Consider the following 21,275-nt stretch of genomic DNA (forward strand, 5'->3'; position numbering starts at 1 on the left):
TACTGCTATCCTTACGGTCGTAGAAGCGCACTGCACCTCGATTGGGCAAACCATCTACTGATTCCCACTGAATAATCTGGTGTGGGACTAATTTCAGAATTCGAGAGAGCCAGCTAAACTCAAAACCTGTACTGGCAAGTTTCCACCGGGATAAATCAGGATCCTCTTTTAGGACTTCCACTGAGTCAATCCACTTCATCCAGCGCGGCATTTGCTCTAAATCAGACCAAAGCTCCCACGCTAACTCAATGGGAACTTCTACTTCAACTTGTACACTATGTTCGAGCCAATCAGACATGGGTTGAGTTCTCCACGGGTTGAAACCGCGTGGATTCTAAGTTGATGTCGTTACGCGGGTTAAAACCGCGCTCCACGATACTTACAATACTGACTAGAGATTGAGTCTAGTCTGTACCGTTGTGGCAGACTCAAAACTGCCCTACCTCCCTGGCCTTTGGCCACGCTACGCGAACGGATTAACCAAAAAAGTTAACCTGTGGATTTACTTCTAATTTAAACAGCTTTCGGAGTGGTTGTACCAAACAAATCAGGGCAATAAATCACTACTTTTTGCTGCATTACTTGCCTGTTCCTTGAGGAGTAGGATTCACCCCGTCTCTTCCTGGCCGGAATCTCACCGTAAAGCGCAAAAAATCAACGTAACCAACCTTGTTCTTACTCGCACTTCCATTGTAACACGTTCGCCGGGATAAATCCCGGCACGCTCCACGCCCACTTAATTTATTGAGTGGCTAACTCTCGCTTGTTATTTCTATGTTTTAGGTTCGTAAAGTTTTAGTGATTATATCGGGAGGGTGAGGCGGGGCGCGGGGAGTGTGGGAGATGGGGAGATCGGGAAGAAGTAGTTTTAGATGAAGTTGGTATAGTTAAAGACAGTTTTTATGATTGTCTTGATGTTATCCCTGATCAGGAAGAGCTGTGTGGGTCACCGGTGTCACCACCTTGTAAGCCCCTTGGAAACCAGAACCCTTGCTCATGGGTCTCCCCATCTGCCCATCTCGCCAAACTCCCCTCTGATTCCCGATTCCCGATTCCCGTTCCCCTCCTGGGAGGGGTTAGGGGTGGGTTCCGATTCCCGATTCCCGATTCCCGATTCCCTTCTTCAACTAACAAAAGACTCAATCGCCTTAGCAGCACGACGCCCGGATAGGGTAGCTCCTTCCATACTATCGATATAGTCTTGTTGGGTATAGCTACCGGCTAGGAAGAAATTAGGGATTGGTGTCTTTTGGTTAGGGCGATAGGGGTCCATGCCAGGGGCTTCCCGGTATAGAGACTGAGCGAGTTTTACGACACTATACCAGGTCATGGTCAAGTCTCGTGAGGAGGGAAACAAGTTATGGACTTGGTGAAGCACATGTTTTGCGATCGCATCATTACTTTGTCGGATAAATGGGTCTCCTGGGGTTAGTACCAACTGCATCAGTGACCCTTCACCGGCTTTGTAATAGTCACCAGGACTAGTGAGAGCTAAATCTGCAAAGCAGGAAAAGTCAGCATCGGGAGTATACAGTAGATTATCCATCCCTGCTGCTTCTTGGAGTTGCTGGCGTTTCTCAGCATCATGAAGCTCTGTCACCCAGCCATCAAATCGTAGTTGGACCGTGGCCACTGGTACCGTATCCAGCTTGTAGATATTATCGAAATCGGACCACTTGCGCCATGATTTCGGTAACAGTCGTTTAACACCAGGCACATCAACGGCACAGACATAGGCATCAGCGGTAATGGTTTCTTCGGTTTCCCCTTTGGCAATCACTAAACCAGTCACTCGGGTTTCCTCTGGGGTTTCGGTAAACAGAATTTCCCTGACTTGGCGGCGAGTGTGGATTTTTGCTCCTCTTTCCTCTAAATACTGAATAATTGGTTTATGGAGGTACTCATGAGGAGAGCCTTCCAGCATTCGTAGTACCGATGCCTCGGTTCTAGCCGCAAATAACTGGAAGATGGTTAGCATACAACGGGCAGAAATATTCTCGGTATCGATGAAACCCAGAGCATAGGCAATGGGATTCCACATCCGCTTTAAACTACCGTCGGAACCACCATGACCGCGAAACCAATCAGCGAAACTGACCGCATCTAGGTCACGAATCGTTTTCATTGCGCCATCGAAATCTATCAAGCCACGCACCAGAGGGCTAATCCCCAGAGCAATGGAGTTTTGCAGCTTATCCTGGAGGGAGAGTTGGGAGGTGGTAAAAAAAGCTTTTAGGCCATTAAAGGGAGCACCAGTAATGAAGCGAAAGTCTAGCTCACCCTTGCGTCCATCATTATTAATAAAGGTGTGAGTATGCTCCTTCAGGCGCAGAAACTGGAACGCTCCCACCTTCTTCATCAGCTCAAACAGGTTGTAATAGCAGCCAAAGAAGACATGCAACCCCATTTCGATGTGATTGCCATCCTTATCTACCCAGCTGCCTACCTTTCCCCCCACAAAGGGACGGGATTCAAAAATTTCCACCTCATGACCAGCATCCACTAACTCTATTGCTGTGGCCATGCCCGCGAGCCCCGCACCAACGATTGCTAAGCGCATTCTCCCCTATCCTTTCAGTTTCTTTACAGATTGTAATATATTCCGGGAGTGGGGAGTCGGGAGTCGGGAGTCGGGAGAGTTGATGTAGATGTAGGGTGGGCAGTGCTTAGCGTCGAGATGGTCAGCTTTTTAATTGGGATCAAGCACTGCCCACCAGTGCGATCGCTTTTGACTCTTTCCTAATAATTTACTTTTGGTGGGCAGTGTTTTCCCCCGATGACAAGCTAATCTAATCGGTTTCGAGCACTGCCCACCCTACTATTCTTTCCTAATAATTTACTTTTGGTGGGCAGTGTTTTCCCCCGATGACAAGCTAATCTGATCGGTTTCGAGCACTGCCCACCCTACGCTTAATCTTCTTGAAAATTTAGTGCGATCGCGTGTTTTACCCCGATGACAAGCTAATCCGATCGGTTTCGAGCACTGGCAACCCTAGGATTTATGTTCTTGAAAATTGAGTGCGATCGCGTTTGAGTGCTGCGGTGGGGTAGCAATCAGTAATATTTCTATAATTTATTCTTGAACTTGGTAACTTAGCGCGTTTATCATACGTGATGAAGTACCTTAAATTTCAATTTTCTTCTCCCTGCTCCCTGCTCCCTGCTCCCTGCTCCCTTTAAGCCTAAGCATTCATAATATCCTCCAACAGCTCCTCACTTTCTGACAGCCCAATAAATCCTTCTTGTTGTGCTTGTTTAGCTTTAATAGCTATAAGTTCCTCTTCTAACTCTAAGAACCTTTCAAATTCTTCTATAGAAATAACAACAGCAACATTACGCCCTTTTTTAGTAATTTTTACTGGCTCTCTTCGAGCTAAATCCAACAGTTCACCAAAACGGTTTTTTGCCTCAGATGCTCCAAGGGTTTTCATGACTTTTTAGGTAACAATACTAGATATTAAGTCTAATATAGCCATTTTAGCTAAAATAGTCAATAGCAGCATTTGATGTAGGGTGGGCAGTGCTTACCTTCGAGATTGTCAGCTTTTTAATTGGTATGTAGTGTTTCTCGCATTTATGAGGTACAGTCTTCTTTGAGGTTGATTCCCTGTCTTGATGCAGCGCATCCCTATTCCCTATTCCCTATTCCCTATTCCCTGTTCCCTTTGCTTATGACTATTAAAGCCAATTCAACTAAATTGAACAACAGTCTTGATAAGTCAAATAAAAAAGTTCACCTCAAACAAGAAGAAACATTCCAATGGACAAAGCAGTGGTATCCAGTAGCCGTTGTTGAATTCCTCGCGCCATCTCGTCCTCACAAAATACAGTTACTCGGTAAAGAGCTAGTGTTATGGCGGGATGGGTCTGATCAATGGCGTTGTTTTGAAGATTTTTGTCCCCATCGATTAGCTCCTCTTTCTGAAGGACGTGTCGAGCCTGATGGAACGTTATTGTGTGCTTATCACGCTTGGCGTTTTGATGCTGAAGGAAATTGTGTCAGTATTCCTCAATCCCAAGACCAGGAGACTGAAGTTAAAAACTGCTCGAATCCTAAATCCTGTGCTGTTGCCTATCCAACTCAGCAAAACCAAGGTTTACTGTGGGTATGGCCAGAATCGGGAAGCAAAGCTCAACAGGAAAGTCAGTTGAGAAAACCCCGTTTAATTCCCGAGCTAGAATCAGATTCCGATCGAGTAGTTAAGCTATTTTGGAATATTCGCGACTTGCCCTATGGCTGGGACTTTTTCATGGAAAATGTTGCTGATCCCGCTCACGTACCGGTTTCCCATCACGGTATTATGGGTAGTCGTTATGAAGATGCCAAGTATTATGATATGCCTTGTCTTAGGGAGATATCCACTCAAGAAGGATTTTCCTTTGCTATTAACCCCACCGTTGAGACAGTAGCCGAAGCAGTTCATGACTTTCAACCTCCCTGTCATATGAGAATTGTTACCAGCTATAACGATGGGGGAAAATTAATCTTAGCCTTATATGCCATTCCGACTCGTCCTGGCTGGTGTCGTCATATTGGTTGTCAAGTCTTGGTCAAGAATGAAGCCGGAAAAACACCAGAAGGATTAGGATTTTTTGCCTTACCAATGCCAATTTGGTTGGGTCATGTCTTGGCTTCAGTATTTTTGCATCAAGACTTAGTATTCCTTCACTACCAAGAAAAAATCTTGGCTCGACGACAACAGCAAGACTGGCTCGATGCAGTTTATACTCCGAATCCTCAAGACAAAATGGTAATCACCTTTCGTCAGTGGTTTAAAAAGAGAGCAGGAGGCACAATCCCTTGGGATTCAGGTATAAATGACCAACTTCCCAATGCTGAGTTAGATAAAAAGCAGCTTTTCGATGTGTGGTCAACTCATACTAAAGATTGTGTTGTTTGTCAAAAGGCTCTGACCAACATCAATCGTGCTACGCTAATCAGTTATGGAGCGGCGGCGCTATGTTTATTGATTGGAATAGTTATGGATGCCCGAGCTGTAGCATTTAAGATGGCAATGACTGCAGATGCCGTGACTATATCTCCTTTTAAAGTGATACCTTCAATTGGATTATGGCTAGGAATCGCGGGAGCAATTCTTTTAGTAACCATAGGCTACTCATTTAAAAGGTTAAGTCGGCTGTTTTACGTTTATGAATTTGACCATTCCAAGAATGATTAAATAAGTTATAAATGTAGTTGATGTAGGGTGGGCAGTGCTGAGCTTAGCCTAGATCAGGTTTTGAATTGGTATTGAGCACTGCCCACCAGCCCAGTAGATGTAGATGTAGGGTGGGCAGTGCTGAGCTTAGCGTAGATCAGGTTTTGAATTGGTATTGAGCACTGCCCACCAGCCCAGTAGATGTAGATGTAGGGTGGGCAGTGCTTAGCTTCGAGATGATCAGTTTTTCAATTGCTATCAACCACTGCCCACCATAGGATTAATTTTATTAAAAATTGAGACTTTTAATTAGAGTGCTCTTGCAGCCAGTTGAGTAAGTCCTCACTGGTCTGAAAATCCCAGATGGCTTCTGATAAACGGTTTAGATCTTCGTTGGTCAAGGCTTCGATTAATGCGATGGCATTAATCGTTAGTTTGCCAAAGCGGCTCTCAAGCAGTCGCAAGAGTAAATTTCTTTCCCCTTCTTCTCGTCCTTGCCTTTTCGCGAAACTCAATGCACCTCGCGAGTCTTCCAAGACCATCTCCTGTTTGCGGAGTTTTTCCACTTCTGACACACTCAACCCCGCTTGATTCGCTATGGTTAACGCTTTTTCCAGCTGTGGGATTTCCCTGAAGTTGTCAGGAATAATTTCTAAGTTGGGCGCTTCTTTAATAAAATATATCCACTTATCGATCACACTTTCTAACTCTTCCAGTTGCTTAGTAAATTTTGGAAGTTCCACAAACACCAGCTTTAACTCGTTCTCCTGATAAGGCAAGTGGTCTTCTTCCTCTTGAAAGTAAAAACAGCTAATTACTTTCTCGGTTGAGGGGAATAACTTAAAATCCGTGATGGTTAAAGCAATGACTGGATTTAGATCGAAATATCCCTGTCCCAATTGCAGTTGATTCCCATAGGTTTTGCACAAGTTATAAACCACTCGCTTCTTGAAAGCTTCCACATTCCAGAGTTGCATCTCGATGATGACAGTCGTTCCATCCTCTAATACTGCCTTAACATCTAGATAAGTGTCTTTTAAATTCACTACATCACCCGCGCTATAGGGATCAATAATTTCTAAATCCTGGATGACGGAATTACCAGAGTATATCATAGCATTGAGTAAGGAAATCAGAATATCCTTACTCTGATCTGAGCCAAAGATTTTCTTGAAAGCAAAGTCAGTTTTGGGACTGATAAATCTCATGGTTTTATACCTTTACTAGGTTTATTTATAGCGATTTTAAATTAGATGAGGTACAGAGTAATGGGTTTTAGGGAATCGGGAATCGGGAATCGGGAATCGGGAATCGGGAATCGGAAATAGGGAATCGGGAATCGGAAATAGGGAATCGGGAATCGGAAATAGGGAATCGGGAATCGGGAATCGGGAATCGGGAATCGGGAATCGGGAATCGGGAATCGGGAATCGGGAATCGGGAATCGGGAATCGGGAATCGGGAATCGGGAATCGGGAATCGGAAATAGGGAATCGGGATGCGCTGCTTCAAGACAGGTAATCAACGTCAAATAAGACTATCATCATAACTGCTATCAACACTATAATTCTGGTTATTTACTATTATTTATTACCTATTTATTATTATAGCCATTTTCAATTTATTAATAAAAAAAAAATTTCCTAAACCCCTTGACATTAAATTAATTAATTAATATATTAATAAGGTAAGCAGTTTTAAGGAATTACTACTGATGAATAACAACCTTCCGCCTAACTCCGATGAAAATACCAACCCTGAAAACCCAGGTCGTAAACCGAAGAAAGTCAAGCACATCTTGGTCGGTTCTCCTAAACAAGTTCGCAAAACAATTAATGCTATCTATTCCCTTAAATACGCCTATCCCGACGAGTGGAGCGCTTTCGAGCCTACCGGAAAATCTGGTCAGGTTACGACTTTTTTGATTCGATACTTATACCTAGACTAGGATAGTAAATTGCCAGGGCGTCGCCCTGGCGACCATCAATGGTGAAAATTGTTTTGTGGAGGGGTATAAATCAGGATGAAGGATGAGTTGGAATGTGATTGCTTTCGAGTAGTTGCTGACTAATTCGATAAGAATGTACTAGTTTATCAGTAGCGATGCAGCGCGGTCTTGGGGGTTCCCCCCATGAGCGACTGCATCAAGACAGTGATTTAGATTTGAGTGCAGCTCAGCTGTACTTGTGGAAGCTTACATAATATAAATCGGTCAAGAATTGGGGTTAACCAGAACTTGACCGATTTTTTTTTAGTTATTTATTGGTATATATCCTGAGCAGGCATTTTTATATATGTAGTCAGATAATGTCCTGATAATTACCCTTAATCAAAATCTGCCCCATCTCTCCATCAATCTTCTTGATGATGGGTATTCAACCGGACTTGATCTAAGGCAGCCCCCCTGGTGCTTTTGAAGGACTTGCTTTTTTTGTGATCAACAAAAAACGACTAACAATGGGGTTTGCGCTTTTCGAGAATTTCCGTAAGACGAGAGGCTATATTGGTTCTCTGTTGATTGGTGTACATAAGTTATAGCGTTTGGATTTGAGTTGTGAACATAGTCTTTTAGGCAAGAGGCAAGAGGAACCCACCCCTAACCCCTCCCAGGAGGGGAAGGCAAGAGGAACCCACCCCTAACCCCTCCCAGGAGGGGAAGGCAAGAGGAACCCACCCCTAACCCCTCCCAGGAGGGGAAGGCAAGAGGCAAGAGGGTAAAGATATCCGTATTTTTATTAGACAATAAAAAAAGACATCCTCGGTTTACATCTCATTTATAAATGCTATACTTTATTTAAGTGCAGATGCCTCAACTAGCATTTTTAATACAACACTCCAATGCTAAAATTGTAGCATTATCAGATGCTCCCTTATCTATAACTTTTTGGATAATTTCGTCAACAGCTGCTTGTAAAGGCTGAGTTTTTATAAAAGTTTGCGCTAGTTCAGTATCTGACACTAAACTCCAGACCCCATCTGAACAGAGCACCAAGATATCCCTATCTTCTAGAGCTAGGTATAAGTCTTGACTAAAGCGGCTCAAATCTTGGACATAACCATCACTCAGTCTTGGTTTTGAACCCAGGGATTTAGTAAGAATATTACTATCTGGATGGTCAAGACTTTCTTGATAGGTGATTTCACCACTGGCAAGTAACATCGCTACTAGTGAGTGGTCTTCAGTTAATTGACATATCTGTTCTTTCCTAATTAAGTAAATACGACTGTCTCCCACATGAGCCACTAGTAAGTTGTTACTAATCCCTAAAATTACACTTAGTGTGGTTCCGCCTTCTCGCACTTCCTTAGTTACAGATTGGTTAGCATTTTGGAATAATGATACCAACCACTCTGTATACTGGTTGATAGTTTTTAACTCAGAGGGAATCGGTTGCTCAAGCACGGTTTTGATGGCTAATTGACTGGCTAAGTCTCCCTGAGACATACCACCCATACCGTCAGCAACAGCGGCTAAAATCATAGTATCACCATTACTCAACTGCTGCTGTCGTACTCCATAGCTATCTTCGTTGTGTAAACGACTAGTTGAGAGTCCTACTGTTGATTTACTGGCCACTTGCCATTGGACTTGAGTGGTCTGAAATGATTTACGAGTTTCAATTAAAAGACTCAGTAACTGGGACAGGGAGAAGCGTTCTTCTGGCACAGAAGAAAGGCAAATCTTGAGCAGTTGATAAATCTGAGGAATGGGCTGAATCTTGATGTCAAGAGTATGGTCTTGTGGAGGAAGCTGTTGATGAATAGCTTGGTAAAGCAGCGCTCCCACGGTGTAACTACTCATTGACTCCTGGACGGGATTACCGGAGGATAGTTCAAGAGCGCAGTAGTTTCCTAACAAGCCATGGTCGAGCTTTTGATCAATAGGATAGGCACTGGTTAAATCGAAAAATTTGATCGGTTTTCCGATTTCAATCAGTTTCGGAATCACATCAACGAAGCACCACTGACGCTGATACAAATAGTAAAAACATTGACAGATGGGGATAATCACTGATAGGCACTCTTGATAAGAATGCTCTTCTTGCAGCCAAGTCTCTAAGGTTGATTGACTTTCTGGCAGCGACGTTAATAGCATCAGCATTTGACCAGAGGAGTCAGGACTGATTTCATTTTCTGGATAGTATTCTTCCTCTAGATATTCAGATTCAGGCTCAGGGTCCTTAGGGGTTTCCGAGGAATCTTCTGTAGTTTCAGGGTTTAGCTGTTGTTCAGTGGTTTCTTCTTCAGTTGTTGCTTCTGATTCCTCTTGGTCAGTGGTAACTGGAAACTGTTGCTCAGAAGATTCTATTTCTTCTGGCTGCTGTGTCTCCGGTTCTGGCTCCAGGGAGGATGGGCTAGGGCGTGTCTTCAAACTCGGAGATCCCCCTAAATCCCCCGAGCGAGCAATCCCTCGCTCGGGGGACTTTGAGTATGGCTCCCCCCTTATTAAGGGGGGCTGGGGGGGATCTAAATCTTGCGGAAAACTTTGAAAACACGCCCTAGGGTTAATAACCACAGAGTCTTGGATGGTACTAGCTAGTAATTCGGCAATCATGGCATAGTTACCTAGCTTTTCCCGTAGCTGTAATTCTCGACTTAGCCCACCCTCACTAGACCCCACACGCAGCAAGGCCAAGTTGCCTGTAGTGGGACTGGGGTCAGTAGACTCGATGTTGACTTCAAAGTTGACTTCAAAGTAGTGAATACCTACTGTCAATTGACCTAGGTATGACCGGAGTTTGACCTGATAGTTGTCTATCCGGAATTCTGCATCTTGTTCAATTACTAAACCATTTGTCATAAGCTGGTATTGATTTAAATTTAGGGGCTTTGGAAGAGGAAACGAATTTTAGCGATCGCAATTTCATCTCCGGGATTGATGGTTTCCGGTCGGGTGATTTTGGCATTGAAGCGAGTTTTACCAGCAGGCTTGATAAAAACACCATTGGTAGAACCAAGGTCTTTGATTTTCCATTGCCCTCCCTCTCGATAAATTTCTGCGTGGTGGCGGGAGACTGTCTCGTTACCGATAAATGGCTCTAAGTCAATATCAACAGGTCCCATATCTGGATCAAAGATGCCGATAAGATTGCTATGATCTAGCCAGAATTCTGGGATAGGAGCATCAGCTTGCTTAGCAATCAGTTTCGCTATTAAAGCAGTATTAGTAATAGGAGGAGTTGGAGGTATAAAGGGCTGGGGTTGGGGTTGCTCTGGGGTGATTGGTAGAGGCTCATCAAGAGGTTGTGCTGGTGTAGTTTTCCAGGGATCCGGCTGAAGAGGTTGGATTAGGGTTGGTGGTTGAGATTCAGGTGCTACTTGGGTTTGCAATGGTAATTCAGCACCACAAGCCTCACAGAATTCGGTTCCTTCTGGGTTTTTATCATAGCCACAAGTTGAGCAGGTAATCATTGATAAATCCTTGGTGAGTAAATATATAAAAAGGGAATAGGCAACAGGGAATAGGGAATCGGGAATCGGGAATCGGGAATCGGGAATCGGGAATCGGGAATCGGGAATCGGGAATCGGGAATGCGTAGGGTGTGTTAGGGGCGGGTGAGTCCTGATGTTCAAGCTCTTTGCGCCTGGTTGGGACAGCCCGCCTGGGAATTGAAACAGGCAAGATGCCTGTTCCACCAAGATGCCCGCTGACGGCTGAACGGCTGTTCGCGTAGCGTGAGCTTTTAGCTCACCGCTGACCGCTGACCGCTGACCGCTGACGGTCTAAGTTCCCGAGACCTTACGAATCTGTTCTTCTGAAAGTTCAGTATTAATATCTCCACTCATTTTGATAGTCTTACCTCTGGAACCCATTTTGATGGTTTTACGAGTTCCAGAAGAAATCTTGCGAGTTTTGCGTAACTCGTCTTGAGCTTGATTGAGAGATTCAAGCATGGCTTGGTTGCCAATCCTGACTGTCATCCGACGGGCAGTATCTAATAGTTTTCCTGCTTCTTCGGGATTACTATCAGCCAGTCTGGTAGCTTGAGTGACTAGCTGAGAAATATTGCACTGTTGTACATAACCCATTACTTCCGGGTCTACTTGTGCCGCTCCGCTCTGACCAGCAACAAATTGAACTACCACATTTTGAGGTGGCAGCTCACCCCGGCGATTTTGTCCTGGAATATCGTAGGTTAAACCAAGTTGGGCAATACGTACACGGGAGCTGCTGTGACTGTCGATGGTGAATTCCAGAATAAAGACCGTTTCATCATTGGCGATAGCGGTGCCAATCAGATAGGGGTATTGAATCAGGGGAAATTCCGCTTGATCAGGGTAAGCCCGGACAACACGGGTGAGTTTTACCCCCTTAACTGTCTTGGCAGTAAGGGTAAGGTTATTAACAACTTCCTGTTGGGCTTGGCTAAATTCTCTAAACAGGATTTGGGGTAAGTCCCTAATAGCAACATCAGTACCTGTGGCATCTCCTGAAACGATATGGTGAAGGTGACCAGCAGTAGTATCGCTGAGGTTGATCAGTAAATCTTCATTGTAGTCACCAACTCCCAAGGCTGTAATCGGGATACCGTTTTCGGCAAATTGTTTCGCGAGTTCCCGACATTCTTCTTCATCAAAGGCTTGACCATCAGTAAAAATTAAAGCACGACGACTGGTCATGGTTTGACCGGAGAGCATAGTCAGGGTCTGCTCCATTCCTTCTCCCATGCAGGTGCCACCACTGTAGTTACGGAGTTTCTCAATCCCTGCTTCTAACTCGATAGTTTGAGTTGCTGGTGTTAGTCTAACAATAGTAGAGGCTTGGTCGTCAAATTGGATAATGGCAATGCGATCGCTTCCACCTAACTGGTTAGACCTCACTAAATTTAACAGTGACTCAATCACAATATCGATCTTGGTTTTACCACCTCTCACTTCCTCATAGTTGTTTCCATCCTGTGTGTACACTCTGCCTATAGGTTTTCTGCGCCGTTCCACCACTTCATCCATGGAACCACTGGTATCGATCACAAAGGCAAAACTAGTTGAGGGTAGCTCGACTGCTACTTCTTTGGTCGGTCGCAGTTTCAACATCACAAATAGTTTCTGGTCTGGGGTATCCGCAGGCAGAAATTCACGATGAGGAGTAATTGTTACATATANACTCGGATTTCACGAGGGGTGGATTTTCACCACCATGGTTACCAAGTTGTCTAGGTTCAGTAATTTGTCCTAGCGGTTAATCCCCCAAAACCCTTACGGGGCAAGGTTTATAACCAACGAATCGCACTTGACTCATCATCTCACACTTCCCTTCGCCCAAGGGGCGACAGTGGCGCGAACGGGTAAGACCTAGGGCTAATTTAGCTGAGGGACGCTAATGACCCATAACTAATCACCAAAGACCAATGATACACTAACTGTTCGTGAATTTACAGGTGTCAAGATAGACAAACTAGCTAAGACACCGTAGTTTCCACGAGGGCTAGAAATTAAGACTGTGCAACAATTTAGGCATCTAGTGGTGGTATAACATCTTACCATCACCTAAGGTTGGGCGGCGAGTGTTGCCCCTATTTTCTTGGTATGGGCATGAATCGACGCCTTGCAATGGTCAGTGGTCAATGGTCAGTTGCATGCATGTAATTAGCACTTAGCCCATAGCTAAAAGCTAGTAGGTGCAAAACAACTGACAATGGACAACTGACCTCAAATCCCCGGGATTGGTGGGGATGGGCTGAAAATTATCGTACAGCGTGGAGTTGATGGCGGTTGAATCTATGTCCAGTCTAGGCTAGACAGTTCCGATCTTAGCTAATTTTATTGGTTATGTTACCTGAGCATACACCCATGGAATCGAGCACTGGACATCAAAGAGTGGACTATCACCTCTTGAAAGTCCAAGCGGAAATGATTAACCAGATTGCCCAGGTTACAAGGGGGACGTTAGTCCTCAATGAATTGCTACCCACCATAGCTAATCAATTACATCAAATCTTGCAAGTGAGTGGCTGTTTAATGTTTCCCACTCACCACCCTCCAGCTATGGCAACTCATCAAGTTAGCTTTCCCATTACCCAATCAGTGGAGAGTACAGGCGAGCCATGTCTGATCGAGGTATTTCGCCACCTCTTTCAGAGTTATCACTCCTGGCTAGCTCAGGGCAAACCGTTGATTATTCCTGAATCCCAGGGAAAACTCCCACCAGAACTGAAGGAATTAACCTATCCATGTGACCTCCGTACCATCATGATGGTGCCACTGCTGCATGGGCAGTCTTGTCTAGGTAGTATCACCTTGTATCAGTGCGATCACGAACGAGAATGGACAGTCCAAGAAATTGCCTTTATCCGAGGGATCGCCGATCATTTTGCCATTGCCCTAACCCACCAAGAACTTGAGCAACTCTATCAAAAACAAAGCCAAGAACTTAAACAAAAAGAGTCTGCACTAAAAGTAAGCGAGGCTAGAAACCGAGCCCTCTTAGAAGCGATACCAGATGTAATCTTTCGTGTCAATCGGGATGGCTTTTACTTGGATTGGAAAGCGGCCATTGAAAACCCTGTGCTGTTTCTCACCAATAACTGTATTGGGAAACATTTACATAACTGTTTACCCACTGAGGTAGCAGGATTAATTTGGGAGCATGTGGAAATAGCCCTAGAAAGTGATGAGATCCAAGTTATTGAGTCCCCAATCAGACAAGATGGTAAACTCCGCTACTTTGAGGCTCGTATTGTTAAAAGTGGGTTAGATGAAGTTGCTGTTATTGTCCAGGATATCACTGAGCGTATTGAAGCACGACTCACCCTAGCACAAGTCAATGATGCTTTGGAAGTCAGAGTTCAACAACGTACCGCTGCTCTGAGGAAAGCGAACCAAGCACTCAAGGGGGAGATTATTGAGCGCCAGAAGGCAGAAGAGCAGTTGCGGCAGAGTGAAGAGCGGTTTCGTAATGTTGTAGAAATTAGTAGCAATTGGATGTGGGAGATGGATGAAAATGCTGTCTATACCTACGCTAGTCCCAAAGTCTGGGACTTACTCGGTTATGAACCATCAGAAGTAGTTGGCAAAACTCCCTTTGACTTAATGTCACAGGAAGAGGCAAAACGTGTGATGGAAATTTTGGCTTCCTTTACCGTTTTAAAACACCCCTTTAGCAACTTGGAAAATACCAGAATTCACAAAAATCGTCAGTTAGTGGTTCTGGAAACCAGTGGTGTACCAATTTTTGATCGTATTGGCAAGTTTTGTGGTTATCGAGGGGTTGATAGAGATATCACTAAACGGAAAGAAACGGAAGTAGAAATTATAAATGCACTGGCTAAAGAGAAACAACTTGGGGAGCTAAAATCCCGGTTTATTACCATGACATCTCACGAATTTCGTACCCCTCTAACCACGATTTATTCATCAGCAGAGTTACTGGAACATTACGGAACAAAATGGTCAGAATATAAAATAAATAATCACCTACATCGCATTCAAAACATGGTTCAACATATGACCAGACTTTTGAATGATATATTGCTGATTGGCAAGGTAGAATCTGGTAAAATAGAGTTAAAATTAACCCCGATAGACTTGGAAAGTTTTTGCACCGATTTAATTTATCAAATCCAGCTTAATGACCGAAATTATCACACAATAAAATTTACTTATAGCTTAGAAAAGTTTGAAAATAAATTAGGTAGTAATCATGGAAGAAATAATGCGGCTAGTTCGTTCTCATCCGCCCGACCGTATATGGATGAAAAATTGCTTAGGCAAATTTTGGAGAATTTGCTGAGTAATGCACTGAAGTATTCTCCCAAAGGTAGCACGGTTGAGATTAAACTCACTTGCTCTGCCAATCAGGCTATCTTTAAAATCAGCGATCAAGGTATTGGTATTCCTGAAGAAGACCAAGGACTACTCTTTGAGACCTTCTATCGAGGTACGAATGTCGGTACAATTACCGGCACTGGCTTAGGACTGGCAATTGTCAAAAAGTGTCTCGATATCTACCAAGGTCAAATTGATCTAGAAAGTGAGGTAACTGTCGGTACAACGTTTACTGTAACCCTGCCAATATATTACGTGCTATCAAATTAATGATGAGAAAAATATTAGTTATTGAAGATGAAGAGTTTGTCCGGGAAAACATTATAGAACTCCTGGACGCTGAAGGGTTTGATGTCATTGGAGCAGAAAATGGTCGTGTTGGTGTTAATTTAGCTAAAGGAACTATCCCAGATTTAATTATCTGTGATGTCATGATGCCGGAAATGGACGGTTACAGTGTCTTAACATCCCTGCGTCAAGACTCAATGATGGCAACAGTTCCCTTTATTTTTTTAACCGCAAAGGCGGCTAAAAATGATTTTCGTCAGGGTATGGAACTAGGGGCAGACGACTATATTACCAAACCCTTTACCAGAGCAGAGCTCCTAGGGTCAATTGCCAGTAGACTCAAAAAAAAAGCTGCTGTTCATAAGCATTACAATACTGAACTTCAGGAAGCTAAAAATAAACTCAATTACTTGATCCACCATGACAGCTTGACAAACCTACCTAATCGCCTGTCGTTGCGAGAACGGTTTAAGCAAGTAAAACAACACATCGACGATAATCAAAAACTGGTTACCTTTCTGTGTTTGGGTTTAGATCGGTTTAATCAAGTTAACAATAATCTGGGTCATTTTTGGGGAGATTACTTACTAAAATTTGTGGCTGAAAGCCTCACTAATTGTGTGGATATTCAGGGTACAGTTGCTCGTTTAAATGGCGATAAATTTGCCGTTATTATAGCCACAGCTCAACACAAAAAAGATGTCATAAATGTTGTCAAAAGCATTCTTGAGAGCCTCTATCAAACCATCGTTCTGGATGATCAAGAAGTTTTTATAACCGCCAGTATTGGTATTGCAATTTATCCCCGTGATGGTGAAGACGTTGAACAATTACTCAATCATGCCAACCAGGCGATGCTTCAGGCAAAGCGTCACGGTGGTGATCAATATCAGTTTTACACCAGTGCCTTGAATGTCAATTCTTCAAATCATCTTACCTTGCAGAGTAGCTTACGCTATGCTTTGGAACGGGAAGAATTCCAGGTTTACTATCAACCCCAAATCAGTCTCGAGACAGGAAAAATTGTTGGTGCTGAAGCTCTATTACGTTGGCATCATCCAGAACTTGGTTTGATTCCACCAGCAAAATTTATTCCGATTGCGGAAGAAACGGGTCTAATTCTATCCATTGGAGAATGGATATTACAGCAGGCTTGTCAGCAAGCTAAAGTCTGGCAAAATGATGGATATACCTCTTTTCGTATAGCAGTAAATATATCAGGTCGTCAATTTAATAAACCGGAATTTTACCATAATTTAGTCAAGATTTTGCAGTCAACTGAGTTAACCTATCGAACTCTAGAACTAGAACTAACTGAAAGTATACTAGTAAAAAACACTGAGACGGCTATTCGTCAGTTAAATGATCTAAAAAACCTAGGCTTAGAAATTGCAATTGATGATTTTGGTACCGGATATTCTTCATTAAGCTATTTACAACAATTTCCCTTTGACGTTCTCAAAATTGATCAGTGCTTTGTCCGTAATATTGTGCAGAAACCTAACCAGGCTGCTATTACTAAGGCTATTATACAAATGGCAAAAAGTTTAAATCTACAACTGATTGCTGAAGGAGTAGAAACTCAAGAAGAATTGGATTTTATTTATTCTCATAAATGTGATCGAGTTCAGGGTCATTTGATTAGTAGGGCTTTACCAGCGTCGGAATTTAAACGTTTACTCAATAGCGGTATTGGCTTCCCACTACCTCAAGTCAATTAGATTAGTTTCACAAAGCGCAAAAAAATGGTAAGAACAAAAATTATGTTAATTGAAGATGAACCTTCAGTACGAGAAAATATACTGGAGTTACTGGAAGCTAAATATTTTGAGGAGATTGCTGGTAGGAATGGTCGGATTAGTATCGAGTTAGACCATTATAAACGCTAAATTTATTATTTAAGATGTTATAATGCCAAAAATTGATGGCTATAAGGTATTGCATGCGTTGCGCAAACATCCTGCTACGGCAACCATTCCTTTTATGTTTCTCACAGCTAGAGCTGAAAAAACTGATCAGCGCCAAGGAATGGAATTAGGAGCAGATGATTATCTGACCAAGCCATTTACTAGAGTAGAACTACTAGGAGCAATTACTACTCGATTGTAAAAGCAAGCTGCCCTTGAGTTGCAAAAAGATAAAAAACTGGATGATTTGCGCAGCCATATTAAACTGTCTTTGCTCTATGAAATGGATAAACCCCTAAATCGGATTCTGGATATTTCCAAACTAATCATGGAGAAATGGTAGAGTTTGGAACGATATCAAATTAAGACTATGGCAGAAGATATCCATCAGTCTGCTGAACGGTTATTAAGGTTAATTCAGAACTTTTGACTTTATGCAGAGCTTGAAATGAACGCTACAGATTCCAAAAAATAATAAAATCTGCGAAAGACTACCAGTAAATTACCTAATCCGGTTCTGGCTAATTTGATTCAGAATATTGCTCAAAAAACAGGACGGGTTGCGGATTTGCAATTAGATTGGGAAGAGGCTACTATTGCTAGGTCGCCAAACCGACTTAATAAAATGTTGGAAGAGTTAATTAATAATGCCTTTAAATTATCACAAGAGGGAACACCTGTTTGGGGAAATAGCTATTCAGAAAATAATACCTTGATCTTGTCAGTCCACGACAAGGGGCAAGGGATATCTGAAGCTGAAATGGCCGAATTGAAAGCTGACTTACAATGTAAAGGTAACTTTTACGAACAACAAGGCTCAGGGTTGGGGCTGCTGATTGCTAAACGTCTAGCTGAGTTACACGGTGGTAAATTAAGAATAGATAGTACACTAGGAGAACAAACTACAGTGCAAGTAATGCTACCCCTAATCTCCAAAGGGCTAATCCCTTGACCAAAAACCATTTAGGATATAGCATTTACCATGGACTTTCTTTCCTTCAGTTGGTAGCTATCCTAGGAGAGAGAATAGTCTATTTTAGGAGATGACTTGGGTAGGTTATATGCTTAAACCAAGAAGTGGAGGTATTTTGTAACTTGGGTAGTAATTAACTTAACCGTTATGGCAGGACATAGTAAATGGGCAAATATTAAGCGTCAGAAAGCGAGGGTGGACGCAGTTAAAGGTAAGACCTTTGCTAAAATATCTCGGGAGATTATAGTAGCTGCTCGCAATGGCATCCCGGATCCGGAGGGTAATTTTCAGCTGCGGCAAGCGGTGGAAAAGGCTAAGGCAGCAGGGATTCCCAATGAGAACATTGAAAGAGCGATCGCAAAAGGAGCCGGTACCCTAGGCAATGAGAGTGACAATCTTGAAGAGATTCGCTATGAGGGTTATGGTCCAGGAGGCGTTGCTATCTTGATAGAAGCTTTTACTGATAATCGGAATCGGACAGCAGCTGACCTGCGTTCAGTATTCACTAAGAATGGTGGTAATCTGGGTGAAACAGGCTGCGTTAGCTGGATGTTTGAGCAAAAGGGTGTCGTTACGCTTACGGGTGATATCACAGAGGACCATTTGTTTGAAGCATCCCTTGAAGGGGGAGCTCAAACTTATGAGTTGAACGAAGATTCTGAAGGTGTAACGGCTGAGGTATTTACAGAAGTTAGCAACCTGGAAAACCTGAGTCAAATCTTGAAAAATCAGGGCTTTGAGGTCAGTGAGGCGCAGTTGCGCTGGATTCCTAGTAATACGGTGGAAGTGACTGACCCAGATCTGGCGCGGACGCTTTTAAAATTAATGGATGCTCTGGAAGACTTGGAGGATGTACAAAATGTTACCGCCAATTTCGAGATGTCTGATCAGCTGATGTCCCTCAGCATGATCTAGCAGATAGAATATTATAAACCACTATAGGTGATTTTAAATGTTTCTATCTGCCAAGACAAAGCAAAAGCGAACAGATCACCAAAAGGTCTTAATGGCTAGATGCGCAGGCATCGCTCCCCCCCGATTGCGCAAGAGGAGGGTTTTAGCTAAGTCCGGTGCTTTGTCCCAGGATGGATACAAGCCAAACCATCTCATCTTCAAGCAGTTCTTAAATAACCAGCCTCTCAAACTCACGTTCAAGAATGGGCAAACGGCTTGTGCGATTCAAGTGGATCATCCTGTGGACTTGTCTGCTGCCCTGAACCAAATCGGTCTTCACGGCTCCCGTCCGGTTTTAGTGGTAGTCGGGGGGGCAAGTAAGATGAGTGATCAGAGTATGGCTCGTTTGCGCTTGTTGTTTGTCAATGTACTAGCTCCCATTGCTGAAACCCTCGGAGCATGTGTGGTGGATGGTGGTACCGATACTGGGGTAATGCAGATGATGGGGCAAGCTCGTGCTGAGATTGCTGGCACCTTTCCCTTAGTAGGTATTGCCCCAGTGGGCAAGATTGCGCTTCCTGATGCACCCCCCTCGTATTCTGGTGAAACATCACTGGAGCCACATCATACTCATTTTGTGCTGATTCCTGGGTCTACCTGGGGTGATGAATCCCCCTGGTTGGCTCGTATAGCTACTACCCTGGCAGACGGAAAGCCATCAGTCACAGTAATGGCTAACGGTGGGGCGATTACCTTGCTAGACTTATTTGAAAACAAGAAAGCTGGACGACCATTGGTAGTTCTTGGCGGCAGTGGTCGGTTGGCAGATGAAATTACTATGGCAGTAAGCTATCCAGAACAAGAAGCACGAGAATCTGTTACGGAACTATTACAACCAAATCACTTACAACAAAATCACTTGACCTGTTATGACCTCTCACAACCATTCAGTGAATTGACTAAAATCATCATGGAGGGACTGACCAGACAGTCAAGGTATACAGTCAAAAGTACATAAGCTAAAACGCATTTTAAATCCGTTTTAGCAATGGCTTTAGGCATGCATGGCTATTGGCAAAAGGCAAAAGGCAAAAGGGGACTGAGATCTATCTTTTTTATTTGATTTCACGCGCTTATACAGTTTAAATGCACAACAGCTTAGACTGCCATGACCTCAGAAGTAGAAGCTACATACTCCCCTGGGCCAAGCCCAACCCTCAAACGTGCTTGGGAACGTCAGCGTACCTATAGCAAAAATGCCACAGCGGCTCAGAAACGTTTCTTTCTGCTGCGGATAGGAATTCTGGTATTGAGTGTGTTGGCTACTTTGCTAGCTGTGGTCCACTCAATGTTGGTAGAACGCCTCACTGAGTCACACCACACGGTCAAAGTGATTCACTACGTTCTTCTACTAGTGCCAATTGCTCTAAGTGTACTACTAGCAGGTGCAGTTAAGTTCGACAAAGGTGGCAATTGGATTCTGTTACGGGGTAGTGCCGAGGCAATTAAAAGGGAAATTTACTGTTACCGTGCGCAAGTTGGGGAATACAGTGATAACACGTCCCGGGATGCTAAGCTGGCACGTAAGGTCAAGGTGATTAGTCAAAGGCTAAAGGGAACTACAGTTCACCACACTAGTTTTAGCCCCTACGAAGGGGAAGTTTCCCGGAGAAAACGCTCATCCTTAAGCAAGGACAAGAAACGTCAGGAAGCTCAACAGCATAATCAAGATGATAAGTTTTCTGACCTAACCCCTGAAAACTACCTAGTCTGGCGAGTGGAAGACCAGTTTAAGTGGTACCGAAAGCGAACTAGGAAACTTGATATACAATTGCATGGCTACCAGTGGGGAGTATATATCTTGGGCGGTGTGGGTTCATTTCTGGTGGCGCTGGGTGAAGACATCTGGGTGGCGGTCAGTACAGCCTTTGCTGCGGCATTTTCCAGTTTCCTGGAATTGAAACGGGTTGAGACAACGCTGATTGCCTACAACCAAGCAGCTGATGATTTGTACGATATAAGCACTTGGTGGCATGGTCTGTCAGACGAGGAAAAATTGGAGAAATTTGAGTTATTGGTGATCAGTACAGAGAAAACCATCCAAAGCGAAAATGTAGGCTGGGTGCAAGAGATGAATGATGCACTAGCAGAACTTTATGGTGAAACCCAGGAGTCGGAGGATCAGGGAAAAAACCCGTCTCCGTCTAAGACAGTGGATACTAAATGAGATCTTTTATAATATCATATACGTGCTTGACAGACTGGCTTTCTTGTGGTAATCATTTAGCC

At 43.6% G+C, this 21,275-nt stretch carries 21 protein-coding genes; 13 read left to right on the plus strand and 8 right to left on the minus strand.

Features of this window, described 5'->3' with window-relative positions; translation table 11 throughout:
• From F6K38_RS06400 to zds, 3 genes are all read right to left on the minus strand, one after another.
• Positions 1–298: SRPBCC family protein (locus F6K38_RS06400; RefSeq protein WP_287356307.1), on the minus strand; the 298-nt coding region annotated here is incomplete at its 3' end.
• 629 nt (positions 299–927) lie between these two features.
• A complete protein-coding gene (locus F6K38_RS06405) occupies positions 928–1,143 on the minus strand; it encodes a hypothetical protein (protein WP_287356309.1) in 216 nt (71 codons plus the stop codon).
• Entirely contained in the window at positions 1,124–2,560 is a 1,437-nt protein-coding gene (gene zds, locus F6K38_RS06410) for a 9,9'-di-cis-zeta-carotene desaturase (protein WP_008181727.1), read from the minus strand. Before zds ends, F6K38_RS06405 begins: the two co-directional genes overlap by 20 nt.
• A 48-nt stretch (positions 2,561–2,608) precedes the next feature.
• Between zds and F6K38_RS06415 the strand changes: the two genes are divergently transcribed.
• On the plus strand, positions 2,609–2,743 hold the full coding sequence (locus F6K38_RS06415; protein WP_267872004.1) for a hypothetical protein: 135 nt from the start codon (positions 2,609–2,611) through the stop codon (positions 2,741–2,743).
• Between the two features lie 439 nt (positions 2,744–3,182).
• Here the strand turns inward: F6K38_RS06415 and F6K38_RS06420 are convergent, their stop codons facing one another.
• On the minus strand, positions 3,183–3,431 hold the full coding sequence (locus tag F6K38_RS06420; RefSeq protein ID WP_008181728.1) for a type II toxin-antitoxin system Phd/YefM family antitoxin: 249 nt from the start codon (positions 3,429–3,431) through the stop codon (positions 3,183–3,185).
• A 240-nt stretch (positions 3,432–3,671) separates the two neighbouring features.
• On the opposite strand from F6K38_RS06420, the gene F6K38_RS06425 reads away from it, so the two are divergent.
• Complete coding sequence (locus F6K38_RS06425) at positions 3,672–5,180, plus strand: aromatic ring-hydroxylating dioxygenase subunit alpha (RefSeq protein WP_502709566.1); 1,509 nt, start codon at positions 3,672–3,674, stop codon at positions 5,178–5,180.
• A gap of 284 nt (positions 5,181–5,464) precedes the next feature.
• Here the strand turns inward: F6K38_RS06425 and F6K38_RS06430 are convergent, their stop codons facing one another.
• Positions 5,465–6,367, minus strand: a complete 903-nt coding sequence (locus tag F6K38_RS06430; RefSeq protein ID WP_008181730.1) for an Rpn family recombination-promoting nuclease/putative transposase — start codon at positions 6,365–6,367, stop codon at positions 5,465–5,467.
• A gap of 88 nt (positions 6,368–6,455) precedes the next feature.
• Between F6K38_RS06430 and F6K38_RS44080 the strand changes: the two genes are divergently transcribed.
• A complete protein-coding gene (locus F6K38_RS44080; protein WP_075873670.1) occupies positions 6,456–6,680 on the plus strand; it encodes a hypothetical protein in 225 nt (74 codons plus the stop codon).
• Positions 6,681–6,873: 193 nt separating this feature from the next.
• The gene (locus F6K38_RS06440; protein WP_287255354.1) at positions 6,874–7,107 is read left to right on the plus strand and encodes a hypothetical protein; all 234 of its coding nucleotides are present in this window, start codon (positions 6,874–6,876) and stop codon (positions 7,105–7,107) included.
• Positions 7,108–7,968: 861 nt separating this feature from the next.
• Here the strand turns inward: F6K38_RS06440 and F6K38_RS06445 are convergent.
• The 3 genes from F6K38_RS06445 to F6K38_RS06455 form a co-directional block, all read right to left on the minus strand.
• On the minus strand, positions 7,969–9,960 hold the full coding sequence (locus tag F6K38_RS06445; protein WP_287356312.1) for a PP2C family protein-serine/threonine phosphatase: 1,992 nt from the start codon (positions 9,958–9,960) through the stop codon (positions 7,969–7,971).
• Positions 9,961–9,980: 20 nt separating this feature from the next.
• Positions 9,981–10,571 carry an FHA domain-containing protein gene (locus F6K38_RS06450; RefSeq protein ID WP_502709567.1) on the minus strand — a complete coding sequence of 197 codons (591 nt, stop codon included), beginning with the start codon at positions 10,569–10,571 and terminating at the stop codon, positions 9,981–9,983.
• Positions 10,572–10,883: 312 nt separating this feature from the next.
• Entirely contained in the window at positions 10,884–12,194 is a 1,311-nt protein-coding gene (locus tag F6K38_RS06455; RefSeq protein WP_287356321.1) for a vWA domain-containing protein, read from the minus strand.
• A gap of 756 nt (positions 12,195–12,950) precedes the next feature.
• On the opposite strand from F6K38_RS06455, the gene F6K38_RS06460 reads away from it, so the two are divergent.
• The 9 genes from F6K38_RS06460 (at position 12,951) to F6K38_RS06500 (ending at position 21,213) form a co-directional block, all read left to right on the plus strand.
• Complete coding sequence (locus F6K38_RS06460; RefSeq protein WP_161603199.1) at positions 12,951–15,194, plus strand: sensor histidine kinase; 2,244 nt, start codon at positions 12,951–12,953, stop codon at positions 15,192–15,194.
• Entirely contained in the window at positions 15,194–16,933 is a 1,740-nt protein-coding gene (locus tag F6K38_RS06465) for an EAL domain-containing response regulator (protein ID WP_353736731.1), read from the plus strand. Before F6K38_RS06460 ends, F6K38_RS06465 begins: the two co-directional genes overlap by 1 nt.
• A gap of 42 nt (positions 16,934–16,975) precedes the next feature.
• Positions 16,976–17,101 (plus strand): hypothetical protein, encoded by a 126-nt coding sequence (locus F6K38_RS06470; RefSeq protein ID WP_008189529.1) that lies wholly within the window; start codon positions 16,976–16,978, stop codon positions 17,099–17,101.
• A gap of 22 nt (positions 17,102–17,123) precedes the next feature.
• A complete protein-coding gene (locus F6K38_RS06475) occupies positions 17,124–17,321 on the plus strand; it encodes a response regulator (protein ID WP_008189532.1) in 198 nt (65 codons plus the stop codon).
• Positions 17,322–17,339: 18 nt separating this feature from the next.
• Complete coding sequence (locus F6K38_RS06480; RefSeq protein ID WP_008189534.1) at positions 17,340–17,462, plus strand: hypothetical protein; 123 nt, start codon at positions 17,340–17,342, stop codon at positions 17,460–17,462.
• Positions 17,463–17,645: 183 nt separating this feature from the next.
• Positions 17,646–18,071, plus strand: a complete 426-nt coding sequence (locus F6K38_RS06485; RefSeq protein ID WP_287252338.1) for a sensor histidine kinase — start codon at positions 17,646–17,648, stop codon at positions 18,069–18,071.
• A gap of 168 nt (positions 18,072–18,239) precedes the next feature.
• Complete coding sequence (locus tag F6K38_RS06490) at positions 18,240–19,007, plus strand: YebC/PmpR family DNA-binding transcriptional regulator (protein WP_287252340.1); 768 nt, start codon at positions 18,240–18,242, stop codon at positions 19,005–19,007.
• A 91-nt stretch (positions 19,008–19,098) separates the two neighbouring features.
• Positions 19,099–20,004: a TRP family putative cation channel gene (locus F6K38_RS06495; RefSeq protein ID WP_287252342.1), complete on the plus strand. Its 906-nt coding sequence runs from the start codon at positions 19,099–19,101 to the stop codon at positions 20,002–20,004.
• Positions 20,005–20,154: 150 nt separating this feature from the next.
• A complete protein-coding gene (locus F6K38_RS06500; RefSeq protein WP_287252344.1) occupies positions 20,155–21,213 on the plus strand; it encodes a DUF4231 domain-containing protein in 1,059 nt (352 codons plus the stop codon).
• Positions 21,214–21,275 lie beyond the last annotated feature (62 nt).

Source organism: Moorena sp. SIO3B2, assembly GCF_010692525.1.
Lineage (GTDB): Bacteria > Cyanobacteriota > Cyanobacteriia > Cyanobacteriales > Coleofasciculaceae > Moorena > Moorena producens.